The sequence below is a fragment of the Arthrobacter sp. P1_A5 genome, from assembly GCF_056406825.1.
Genome location: NZ_JBFTZL010000119.1, coordinates 1 through 11646, shown reverse-complemented (window position 1 = coordinate 11646; position 11646 = coordinate 1). Strand labels below are relative to the sequence as shown.

General features: G+C 69.5%; 10 protein-coding genes and 1 pseudogene. 9 read left to right on the top strand and 2 right to left on the bottom strand.

Annotated features, from left to right (window positions below; genetic code table 11):
- The 9 genes and pseudogenes from AC1D1S_RS14885 to AC1D1S_RS14845 form a co-directional block, all read left to right on the top strand.
- Positions 1-394: pseudogene (locus AC1D1S_RS14885) on the top strand (biotin--[acetyl-CoA-carboxylase] ligase); the annotation flags it as partial.
- Positions 387-1007 (top strand): PH domain-containing protein, encoded by a 621-nt coding sequence (locus AC1D1S_RS14880; RefSeq protein ID WP_243179663.1) that lies wholly within the window; start codon positions 387-389, stop codon positions 1005-1007. The pseudogene AC1D1S_RS14885 and the gene AC1D1S_RS14880, both read left to right, overlap by 8 nt.
- The gene (locus tag AC1D1S_RS14875; RefSeq protein ID WP_476942992.1) at positions 997-2250 is read left to right on the top strand and encodes an adenylate/guanylate cyclase domain-containing protein; all 1254 of its coding nucleotides are present in this window, start codon (positions 997-999) and stop codon (positions 2248-2250) included. The genes AC1D1S_RS14880 and AC1D1S_RS14875 overlap by 11 nt, the downstream gene beginning before the upstream one ends.
- A gap of 153 nt (positions 2251-2403) precedes the next feature.
- Positions 2404-3192: a PP2C family protein-serine/threonine phosphatase gene (locus AC1D1S_RS14870; RefSeq protein WP_243179661.1), complete on the top strand. Its 789-nt coding sequence runs from the start codon at positions 2404-2406 to the stop codon at positions 3190-3192.
- Between the two features lie 91 nt (positions 3193-3283).
- The gene (gene ligA, locus AC1D1S_RS14865) at positions 3284-5647 is read left to right on the top strand and encodes an NAD-dependent DNA ligase LigA (RefSeq protein ID WP_476994807.1); all 2364 of its coding nucleotides are present in this window, start codon (positions 3284-3286) and stop codon (positions 5645-5647) included.
- Positions 5644-6480, top strand: coding sequence for an inositol monophosphatase family protein (locus tag AC1D1S_RS14860; protein WP_476994806.1), 837 nt, complete (start codon positions 5644-5646; stop codon positions 6478-6480). Before ligA ends, AC1D1S_RS14860 begins: the two co-directional genes overlap by 4 nt.
- 112 nt (positions 6481-6592) lie before the next feature.
- Entirely contained in the window at positions 6593-7096 is a 504-nt protein-coding gene (locus AC1D1S_RS14855; protein ID WP_243179659.1) for a GNAT family N-acetyltransferase, read from the top strand.
- Positions 7097-7210: 114 nt separating this feature from the next.
- Positions 7211-7594, top strand: coding sequence for a RidA family protein (locus tag AC1D1S_RS14850; protein WP_243179658.1), 384 nt, complete (start codon positions 7211-7213; stop codon positions 7592-7594).
- Positions 7595-7676: 82 nt separating this feature from the next.
- On the top strand, positions 7677-9392 hold the full coding sequence (locus tag AC1D1S_RS14845; protein WP_476994805.1) for a SulP family inorganic anion transporter: 1716 nt from the start codon (positions 7677-7679) through the stop codon (positions 9390-9392).
- Here the strand turns inward: AC1D1S_RS14845 and AC1D1S_RS14840 are convergent.
- Positions 9389-10060, bottom strand: a complete 672-nt coding sequence (locus tag AC1D1S_RS14840) for a response regulator (protein WP_223914086.1) — start codon at positions 10058-10060, stop codon at positions 9389-9391. The two genes, AC1D1S_RS14845 and AC1D1S_RS14840, sit on opposite strands and share 4 nt — an antisense overlap.
- Positions 10053-11646, bottom strand: a 1594-nt coding sequence (locus tag AC1D1S_RS14835) for a sensor histidine kinase (RefSeq protein ID WP_476994804.1), incomplete at its 5' end; no start/stop codon positions are given. The genes AC1D1S_RS14835 and AC1D1S_RS14840, both read right to left, overlap by 8 nt.

The following is an 11646-nucleotide window of genomic DNA, read 5'->3' as shown; positions in this document are numbered from 1 at the left end:
CGCCACCTCCGTGCTGCTGGAGAATCCGGACACGGTGGACCGGACGGAGCTCCTGAAGAGCTACCTGTCCCGCTTCGCCACTCTGTACCGGAGTTTCTGCAACGCCGACGGCGACCCCACCGCCGGCATGGCCGGTGGCCCGTCGCTGCACAAACGCGTGGAGCACCTCCTCTCAACCCTCGGCAAGCAGGTCCGGGCCCAACTCCCGGGCGACCACGAGATCATTGGCCACGCCACGCGTCTGGACGAATACGGCTCACTCCTGGTGGTCGATGCCGCGGGCCACGAACATGTGGTGACCGCCGGCGACGTCGTGCACCTGAGGCCGTGGAATCCGGCAGGGACCGGCAGCCAGGGCACGGGCAGCGGCGGAGCAGAAAGCGGCTATGCGTAGAGTGCTCCTGCCGGGAGAGCAAGTGATTGTGGTGACCCGGCCCCAGCCCAGGATGCTCATTGTCCCGGCGCTGATGTTCATTGTTGTTCCGGCCTTGGCCGCGTATGCCTGCGCCTGGGTTGTCAAGGGCGGCCCGGCGCGGCTCGTCCCCCTCGTCCCGAAGGAGTGGACGCCCTGGCTCCTCGCCGTGTGCCTGGCGTTGGCGGCGTGGGTGCTGCTGGGCTATTGCCTCCCGCGGGTCATTGCGTGGCACGCCACCCGTTACATCCTCACCAGCCAGCGCATAGTTGCCCGATACGGCATGTTACGGCGGCGCGATGAACAGGTCCCCCTCGCCGCCGTCCGCCATGTGGCCATTGAGCAATCCTTGTTGCAGCGCCTATTGCACTCCGGGAATATATCCTTGGAGACCGGGTACCCCCTTGGAACGGTGGTCCCCGATGTCCCGGAGGTCGCGACATTCCGTAATTTCCTGCTGGACGCCATCGACGACCTCCCGCAGGGCGAGGCGTCCGGCGCCGATGGCATGACCGACAACGCCGATGGCATGACCTACAACCCGGGCGAGGCCTGGCCGTGGGAGACGAGAGAAGGTGGAAGAGATGAACGCTGAGAACGTCCACCAGGACATCGATCTCGCTGCCCCGGATTTGCCCCGGGAGCCCGAGGACGCCGCCGGTTCGGCTGCCGCCGACAGCGACGCCGGGACCGCCTTCGGCAGCGAAGCCGGCGCGCTCATCGAACCCGCCGCCGAACCCGAACCCGAACCCGAACCCGACGAAGCTGAACCCGTGGCCCCGCCCACCGGCACGATGTCCGCTGAACGGCTCGCCGCCAAGGCCCTGGAAGCGCGGCTGCTGGGCGGAGAACGCAAGCTTCGGCGTCGTGAAGTAGCTGCCGGTGCAGGGCTCTCGCTGCTCTCTGCCCGGAAACTTTGGCGCGCCCTGGGTTTTCCCAACCTCGGGGATGAAGATGTCGCCTTCACCGAGCGTGACCAGGCCGCCCTGTCCACCATCGTGGACCTGGTGCGCGACGGCAAGCTCACCGAGGAAGCCGCAATCTCCATCACCCGGGCCATCGGCCAGATGACCGACCGGATGGTGGTGTGGCAGATCGAGGCCCTCGTGGAGGACATGGTCCAGGAACATGGCGTGACCGACGCCGTCGCCCGCAAGCGGCTCGTCAGCGAGTTGCCGAACCTGATCGACCCCCTCGAGGAGATGCTCGCCTACTCCTGGCGCCGCCAGCTCAACGCCGGTGTGCAGCGCCTGGCCGTCCGGGCCGAAGCCGGGCTGCAGTCCAGCGAAGAGGGCCGCGAAGGCGACGAGGACGATGCGCCCCTGCCGTTGGCCCGGGCGGTTGGCTTCGCTGACCTTGTCTCCTACACCAGCCTGTCCCGCCGGATGAACGAGAAGACACTGGCCCAGCTGGTGCAGCGCTTCGAGAACAAGTGCGCCGAAATCATCTCGGTCGGCGGCGGCCGGCTGGTCAAGACCGTCGGCGACGAAGTCCTGTACATTGCCGAGACTCCGGCGGCCGGCGCCGAGATTTCCCTGGCCCTGTCCCGCGCCTTCACCGACGACGAGATCCTGCCCCAGGCCCGCGTGGCCATGGTGTGGGGCCGCATCCTCTCCCGCCTCGGCGACATCTACGGACCCACCGTCAACCTCGCCGCCCGACTGACGGCTCTCGCGGACCCTGGAACAGTGCTGGTGGATTCGATGACCGCGGCCGCGCTGGAGCAGGACGAACGCTTCGTCCTGGTGCCCCGGCCGGCCGAGGACGTCCGAGGGTTCGGTGAAATCCACCCGGTGCAGCTGCAGCCCGGCAGCGGCCGGGGCCTGATCCTGGACTGAACGCCGGATCAGCCCGGCGGTAGGCCGTGGCGGGCTTCTCAGCTGAGCGGCGCATATGCGATAGTCGGACCGGCAGTTGCTATCCGGCCGGGTTGCGAACGCCGTCAACCCCGCGCACCAGTGAAGCCGCGCACCACTGTATTGAGGACCGCCATGAACCCATCACCAGACGCCCCCATCCCGCCGTCGGACGGAAAACGGGGACCGCTACTGCGCTGCGGGTACGGCACGGACCGGGGACTGCGCCGCGAGGCGAACGAGGACGCCTTCCTTGCCGCGGACCCCGTCTTCGCCGTAGCGGATGGCATGGGCGGGCACGAGGCCGGCGAAGTTGCCAGCAGCATCTGCGTGCGCACCCTGGCCGAGCTGCCACAGTCCAAGACCGGCAGCCGGGATGCGACGGCGGACATCCTGCAGGAGTACCTGCTCATGGCAGATGCGGGCATCCGTCACGCCACCGGATCGCGAGCCGGAACCACCCTGTCCGGCGTCGTGGTGGTGGAACAACAGGACGTTCCGTACTGGCTTGTCCTCAACATCGGAGACTCCCGCACCTACCGGTACAGCCACGGCCAGCTCGCGCAGATCAGCGTGGACCATTCCGAAGTCCAGGAACTCCTTGACACCGGCCAGATCACCGAGGCCGAGGCCGCCGTGTACCCCCGCAGGCACGTGGTGACCCGGGCGCTGGGAACCGGGGATGACTCCGAGGCCGACTTCTGGCTGGTTCCCCTTGAAGACGGCGACCGGATGCTGGTCTGCTCCGACGGCCTCAACGGCGAACTCAGCGATGAGAAGATCGCCGGCATCCTCGCGGCCGAGGCCGACCCCCAGGCGGCCGTGGACGAACTGATCCAGGCGGCCTTGCGCAGCGGCGGCCGGGACAACATCACGGCGATCGTGGTCGACGCCCGGACTGCAAACGTGGACGAGCCCGCCTGACCTTGCGGTCAGCGTCAGTCCAAATTCGGAAGCGGACCCCAGACCGGACCCTGGACCGGACAATGTCGGGGATCTAGGGCAKGATAGGTCTGTGAGCACAGGGAAGACCGCAGCAGAGACCGCAGCAGGGACTGAAGAAGCAGCCGAAGCAGCCCCCGGGCACGTCACGGACCCGCAAGGCCCCGCGGGGGAGCAGGTCCCCTCCGGGGACATCCGCGCGGAGTATGAAGACCTTGTTGAGCAGGTCCGCAAGCACCGCTTTGCCTACTACCAGCAGGACGCGCCGATCATCTCCGACGCCGAGTTCGACGAGCTCTACCGGCGGCTGGAAACGCTCGAAGCCATGCATCCGGAACTGGTGGCCAACGATTCGCCCACGCAGGAAGTCGGCGGCGAGGTGTCAGCGGCGTTTGCCGCCGTGCAGCATTTGCAGCGCATGTACAGCCTGGAGGATGTCTTCTCGCTCGAGGAGCTGGAGGCCTGGATGGTCAAGGCCGAGGCGGGCGTCGCCAAGCTCGGCAACGGCGGGAACCCGCCGTCGTGGCTCACCGAACTGAAGATCGACGGCCTGGCCGTCAACCTGCTCTACCGCGACGGCGCCCTGGTCCGGGCCGCAACCCGCGGGGACGGCACCACCGGCGAGGACATCACGCATAACGTCCTGACGATCAAGGAAATCCCGAAGCAGCTCAGCGGCACCGGCTTCCCGGCGGAGGTGGAGGTCCGCGGCGAAGTCTTCATCCCGTCGCAGGCCTTCGCGGAATTCAACGAAGCCCTGATCGAGGCCGGCAAGGCGCCGCTGGCCAACCCCCGCAACGCCGCCGCAGGTTCGCTGCGGCAGAAGGACCCCGCGGAAACCGCCAAGCGGCCGCTGCGGATGTACGTCCACGGCATCGGCGCCCGCGAGGGTCTCGACACCGCCAGCCAGTCCGAGACCTACCGCAAGCTGGCCGAGTGGGGACTGCCGACGAGCCCGTATTTCGAGGTTCTGGCCGGGCTTTCCGACGTGCTCGAATTCATCAAGCGCTACGGCGACAAGCGGCACAGCCTCACSCACGAGATCGACGGCATTGTGRTCAAGGTGGACGACTTMGCSACSCAGCGSGCCCTSGGCTACACCACCCGGGTGCCGCGCTGGGCSGTGGCCTACAAGTACCCGCCCGAAGAGGTCCACACCAAGCTGCTCGACATCGCCGTCAACGTCGGCCGSACCGGSCGSGTCACCCCGTAYGGCGTGATGGAACCGGTCAAAGTCGCCGGCTCCACCGTGGAAATGGCCACCCTGCACAACCAGGAAGTGGTCAAGGCCAAGGGCGTGAAGATCGGCGACATTGTGGTGCTGCGCAAGGCCGGAGACGTGATTCCGGAAATTGTGGGCCCGGTGCTGGCGCTGCGGGACCAGCAGGACCCTCCCGTTCGCGACTTCATCATGCCCACCGAATGCCCCGCGTGCGGCACGCCGTTGGCCCCCGGGAAGGAAGGGGACGTGGACATCCGCTGCCCCAACTCCCGGTCCTGCCCGGCGCAGCTGCGTGAACGCGTCTTCCACCTTGCCGGCCGCGGCGCCTTCGACATCGAGGCCCTCGGTTGGGAAGCCGCCATCGCACTGACCCAGCCGGCCGAGCCCGCGGAGCCGCCGCTGACCACCGAGGCGACACTGTTCGACCTCACTCCGGAGCAGCTCGCGGACGTCCGTGTCCGCCGGGAGAAGCGCTCCAAGGGTGTCGGCACCGGGGAATTCGAGCTGGTGCCCTACTTCTTCACCAAGGCCACCACCAAGACCCCGTCCAAGCCCACGGCCACGACGGACAAGCTCTTCCGGGAGCTGGAAAAAGCGAAATCCCAGCCGCTGTGGCGGATCCTGGTGGCCTTGTCCATCCGGCACGTCGGCCCGCGGGCCTCGCGCGCCCTCGCCACCGCGTTCGGCAGCATGGACGCCATCCGGCAGGCCTCCGAGGAGGAGCTCGCCCACGTGGACGGCGTGGGCCCGGTCATCGCCCAGGCGCTGACTGAATGGTTCGCCGAGGACTGGCACCGCGACATCGTGGACCGCTGGGCGGACGCCGGCGTCCGGATGGCGGACGAACGCGACGAGTCRACGCCCAGGACGCTGGAGGGGCTGACCGTGGTGGTGACCGGGAGCCTCGAGGGCTTCAGCCGCGATGAGGCCAAGGAAGCCATCCTGATCCGCGGCGGCAAGGCGGCCGGATCGGTGTCGAAGAACACCAGCTACGTGGTGGCGGGCGAGAACGCCGGCACGAAGCTGGACAAGGCCGAACAGCTCGGCGTCCCGGTCCTGGATGAGGACGGTTTCCGTGCCCTGCTGGCGAACGGGCCGGCCGGCACCGGCGCGGACGGCAGCGCGGAGAGGGTGCCGGGCAGCGGCGCGGACGGCCTCCCGGACCCGGCCGACGGCGGCGGGGCCCCCGGCATCGAGGTTGCTGCGGCCGAATGAGTTCCCACTCCGCGGGTCCTCCCGCACCTGGCATTCCGGAGCTGCTCGAACTGGCCAAGTCGGCCGCGGCGGCGGGCGCCGCCGTCCTGGCCACCCGGAAGACCGCGGCCCTGGACGTCAGCAACAAGGGCGACTCAGGAGACTGGGTGACCGCCTTCGACCTCGCCGCGGAAGCCGCCGTCCGGGACGTCATCACCGCCGCMCGGCCGTGGGACATCATCACGGGGGAGGAGGGCGGCACCCTCCTGCCGGCGGAGCCCAGCGGCTACCGCTGGTCCATCGACCCGCTCGATGGCACCACCAATTTCATCCGCAACATCGTCTACTACGCCACCTCCGTGGCGGTGGCCGACGCCGACGGCGTCTGGCTGGCCGGCGTCGTCAGCGCACCGGCGCTGGGACGCACCTACTACGCGTCCCGCGGCGAGGGCGCCTGGCTCCAGGAGCAGGGCCAGGTGACCGCCCTGTTCGGCCCGGTCCCCGGACGGACCGGCCAGATCCTGGCCACGGGCTTCAGCTACGATCCCGGCGTGCGGGCGGAACAGGCCGCAGGCCTCGGCACCCTGATGGACGGCTTCGCCGACATGCGCCGGCTCGGGTCCGCGGCACTGGACCTGTGCCTCGTKGCGGACGGCACSYACGACGCCTACGGTGARCGCGGGCTCAACGAACACGACTTCGCCGCCGGGGCCCTGATCGCCGAGGAGGCAGGCTGCTGGGTGCGCCGGCCGCGGCTCACCAGCCCCCTGGCCGGCGGCCCCTCCGACGACGAGCGCCTCACAGCATGGACGTGCGCCGGGCCGCTGGAACTCTCCGGCAAGTTCCCGCTCTAACGTCGTCTCGCCGGGCAGGCTCTACGCCTGTCAGATGCGCCTGAGTGATAGTTCAGTCACGGAAACGGCCTTTCCGGGCACGGCCCGGCCCGGGCGCCCGTACCATTGACAGGTGCCTTCGCAGATCCTTATTCGCCCCGCCGTTCCGGCCGACTTCGACGCCATAGCGCGCATCACCCGGGACGCCTACCTGGCGGCGGGCTACTTTGAGAGCGCCGACCACCCCTACATGCAGCAGATCCAGAACGTCGGGCAGCGCGCGGCGGCCGCGACGGTTTGGGTCGCCGAGCGTGGGGGCCGGATCCTCGGCTCCGTGACGCTGGCGGTCGCCGGCGAGCCCTACGCGGACATCGCCTTCAGCGACGAGCTCGAGTTCAGGATGCTCGTGGTGGACCCCTCCGTGCAGCGCAGCGGTGCCGGCAAGGCCATGGTCCAGGCCATCATCGAGCACGCCAGGGCCCTGCCCGGCATCCACGCCGTGGCCCTCACCACGGGCGAGAGCTGGGAAAGCGCCCACGGCCTCTACCTGAAGACCGGTTTCGTCCGGGCGCCGGAGCGCGACTGGCTCGTGCCGGGCACGGACATCAAACTGCTCGTTTACCGCCAGGAACTCTAGCCGGGGCGGTGGCCCCGCGCAGGTCCGCCGACACAAAGCAACCCGGTTTGGCGGCCCGGCCGTCCGGCGCCCTACAGTTGTGCCGATCCCTGCGGCAACTGCGAAAGGCCCACCATGCGCAAGACCTTCGGTACCGGCTCCACCTGGGAACAGACCCTCGGCTATTCCCGGGCTGTCCAGGTGGACAACACCCTCTACATCTCCGCGACCGCCGCCAGCGGCGAGGACGGAATCATGGGCGAGGACTTCTATACCCAGACCAGCTACATCCTGCAGAAGCTCGGCGCCGTGCTGGCCGAGGCCGGCTTCGGCTTCGAGGACGTGGTGCAGTCCAAGCTGTACCTGACGGACATCAGCCAGTGGGAAGAGGCCGGCCGGGCCCACGGCGAGGTCTTCGGCGACATCCGCCCCACGCTCTCCCTCGTTCACGTGCTGCCGTTCCTGGATCCCAAGATGCTCGTCGAGATCGAACTCGTCGCCCAGAAGAGCGCCACCTAGGGCCAAAGCGACGGTTGCCCGGGGCGTTGCGGGGGCCGGCCGGGCTCTGGCGGAACGTCGGGACTTGGAGTATGAAGGGCGCATGACCAAGGCGCACGGGCAGGGGCCCGCCAGGATCCCCCTCATCGGCCAGTTCCGCTCCTATGACCGCTCGTGGCTGCGCGGCGATCTGATTGCCGGGGTCACCGTCGCGGCCCTGATCGTTCCGAAGAACCTCGGGTACGCAGGCATCGCCGGGATCCCGCTGCAGAACGGCCTGTATGCCGCGGCCGCCGGCGCCATCGTCTACGCGATCTTCGGCACGTGCCGGCAGATCTCGATGGGCCCGAGTTCGGGCCTGGCGGCGGTGGCCGCGAGTGCCGTGCTCGCGGCGGGCATCACCGGCGAGCAGGATGTCGCCTCGTTCGTTGCCGGAATTACCCTTGCCTCCGGCATCCTGTTCCTGATTCTTGCCGTCTTCAAGATGGGCTGGATTGCGCAGTTCCTCTCGAAGGCCGTGGTCACCGGCTTCCTTTTCGGCGCGGCGATCGACGTCGTGATCGGCGAGCTCCCCAAACTCACCGGGACCGAGGTCACCGGCTCGAATCCGCTCCAGGAGCTGTGGTCGTGGCTGGGCACCCTGGGCGAGGCACAGCCGACCACCGTGGTGGTGGGGGTCATCGCGCTGGCTGTGGTCTTCGGGCTGAAAGCCATCGCTCCCCAAGTCCCCGGCGCCCTGGTCCTGGTGGTGGGCGGACTGGCGGCGGAGGCGCTCTTCGGTCTCGGGGCCAAAGGCGTGGCCCTGGTGGGCGACGTACCCAGCGGGCTGCCCTCGCTGCAGGTCCCGGACGGCCAACTCATGTGGGACCACGTCGGCACCGTGGCGCTCGCGGCGGTGGCACTGGTCCTGATCGGCTTCTCCCAGACCGCAGGGGATGCCAGGGCGTTCGCTGCCAAACACCGCTACCAGATCGACATCAACCAGGAATCCATTGCCCAGTCAATGGCCAACATCGCCTCGGGTCTGTTCAAGGGGATGCCCGTCTCGACGAGCCTGTCCGCGAGCTCGCTGAACGACCACTCGGGGGCGAAGACCGGACTGGCCTCCCTCACCTCGGGGATCACCGTCCTGCTCACGCTGCTGTTCCTGGCGCCGCTGTTCTCGATCCTGCCCAAGCCCGTGCTGGCGGCGCTGATCATCGAGGCCGTCGTCATGGGCATGATGAACGTGCCCGAGCTGCGGCGGCTGGCCCGCGTGCAGAAGTTCGACTTCTGGATTGCGGTCGCTGCCATCATCGGGACCCTCATCTTCGGCGTGCTGGCGGGCGTCGTCATTGGAATCGGGCTCTCGCTCATCTGGCTGGTCCGGGTGGCGACCCATCCGGAGATGCCCGACCTGGGCCGCGAGCCCGGGACCCAGGTCTTCCGCGATGCCGGTGAGCACCCCGGCGACGAGACCKTTCCCGGCATTGCCGTGATCAGGTTCGACGGCGGCCTGTTCTTCGCCACGGCCGATGCACTGGAGGACCGCCTGCGCGACGTCATCCAGTCGACGCCGGGGCTCACCGGGATCGTGCTCGACTGCGGCGGGATCAACTTCGTCGACTCGCAGGGGGCGGCAAAGGTGGCGGACATCGTCATCCTCGCCCGGGAGGCCGGGGTCAACCTGCGCCTGACCCGGCTGAAGCCCGCGGTCCGGGCCGTCCTGGAGCGGGACGGCGTGATCGAGCGCGTCGGGGCGGACATGATCCACGGCAACATCCACAGGGCCGTGCAGGCGGAGCAGGCGGCGGCACAGAGGGAGCCCGACGGCGCCTAGTGGCCGGCCGGGGCGGGGATTCCGTAGCGGTGCTCGGGCCGCCCGGTGGTGCCGTAGCGCAGCTGGATATCGACGGCGCCGTCGTCCGCCAGCGCGGACAGATACCGCTGGGCGGTGGCCCGGGACACGCCGACCCGGGCGGCGACGTCGGCGGCTGAATACTGCTCGCCGGGCACCAGGGATTCCAGCACCGCGGCCTCGGTGGCGGAGCGGGGACGTGCCGAGGCGACGACGTCGCCCGGGATCAGGGCGCGCTTGGCGCGCTCCACCGTCTCCTGGCTGACGGAGCCCGGCTGGGCCAGGATCCGGCGGTAGCGTGCATAGGAGCGCAGCTGCTGCGAAAGGGATTCGGCCGTGAAGGGCTTGAGCAGGTAACCCAGTGCCCCGCGGCGGAACGCGAGGCGCAGCGAGGCCGTGTCCGAGGCTGCGCTGAGGATCACGGTGTCGACGTCCAGCTGGTGCAGCAGGTCCAGGCCCGAAGCGTCCGGCAGGTAGACGTCCAGCAGCACCAGGTCCGGGCGCAGGCTGTGGATGGCCTGCAGTGCCTGGGACGCCGAGCCGGCCGGCGGCAGCGCCAGGAAGCCGGCCACCGAATCCACATAGGCGGCATGCAGCTTGGCGACGTGGAAATCATCGTCGACAATCAGCACCCTGAAATCCTCAGACATCGTTGTCCTCCCGGTTTGCTTCAGTGATTGCAGGTTCGGTATTTCCCGGCAGCGTTGGCCCCGGTTCGGTGGTTCCCGGCAGCGTGGCGACGAAAACGGCGCCCGGGCCGCCGGGGGAGCCGGCTTCGAGCACCCGCACGTCTCCGCCGCGGCGGCGCGCGAGCTGTCGGGACAACGCCAGCCCCAGGCCCTGCCCTCCGCCAGGGCGCGCGGGCCGGACCGAGGTCGTGTAGCCTTCCGCGAAGACCCCCTCGGCCTCGGCGGCTGTCATTCCAACGCCCAGGCCGTCGCCGGAATCGGCCACCACAATGTGGAGTGTGCCGGCGCCTCCGTTGATGCCCGGTTCGTCCAGCACTTCGACTTCCACCCAGCGCTCGGCCGCGGATCCGGCGACGGCGGCGTTCACGGCGTTGTCGATCAGGTTCCCCAGGACGGTGGTGACGTCCTGGGGTTCGGTGACGTGGCCGCGGACCACGGATTCCGGGCCGAGGCGGAGGCTCACGCCGCGCTCGTCCGCCTCGACGCCCTTGGCACCGAGGAAGGCCTGCAGGTAGGGGTCCTGGAGCAGCTCGGCCTGGTCCACCGGGAATGCCAGCGGCCCGGTGCCGGCCAGTTTGGCGAGATAGTCCTGGGCCTGCTGGGGCTCCCCGATGCTCATGAACCCGGCGATCGTGTGTAGCTGGTTGGCAAACTCGTGGCGCTGTGCCCGCAAAGCCGCGGACATGGTGCCGACGGCGTCGAGCTGGCGGGTCAGCTGCTGCAGCTCGGTCCGGTCCCGCAGCATCACCACCCAGCCCAGGTCCTCGCGGCCGTGCAGGGCCTTGCGGGCGCTCACCACCAGCACCCGGCCGCCGGCCACGAGTTCCACCGCCTCGCCCTCGGCCGCATCGGCCCGGGTCAGGGCCTTGAGTTGCTCCGGGACCGGCGCGGCGGCCCAGGCCGTGCCCGCGAGGTCCGGGACACCGAGCAGCCGCTGGGCGGCGGCGTTGAAAACGCTGACCCTGCCGTCGGCCGAAACGCCGATCACGCCGTCGTCGACCCCCTGTAACACGGCCACCTGGTCGTGCACCAGGGTGCTGATCTCCTCGGGTTCGAGCCCGAGGGTCAGCCGCTGCAGCCGCCGCCGCAGCAGGAAGGAGGCGAGCACGCCGGCCAGCAGCGCGCCGGCGGCCGTGACGGCGATGGGGATGATGTCCCGGGCCAGGCTTTGGCTGATCGTCTCGGTGGAGTAGCCCACGCTCACCTCGCCCACCACCGCCGTCGAGTCCGGGGCGTACACCGGGACCTTGGCGCCGGCGGACGGGCCCAGCGTGCCCGTGTTCCGCGTGGTGACCTCCCGGCCCGCGAGGGCGTCCGAGGGGTCGGTACTGACCTTTTCGCCCAGCCGCTCCGCGTCGGGGTGCGCCAGCCGGATGCCGGTCTCGTCCGTAATGACCACGAACAGGGCGCCGGTGCGGGTGCGGGCACCCTCCGCGGCAGCCATCAACGGACCGGCCAGCAGCTCGGCGGCCGGGGGAGCGGCGGGAAGGGCGCTGATGGACTGGACCTGAGCCCGCACGGAGGGGTCCGAGGCCACCGTCCGGGCC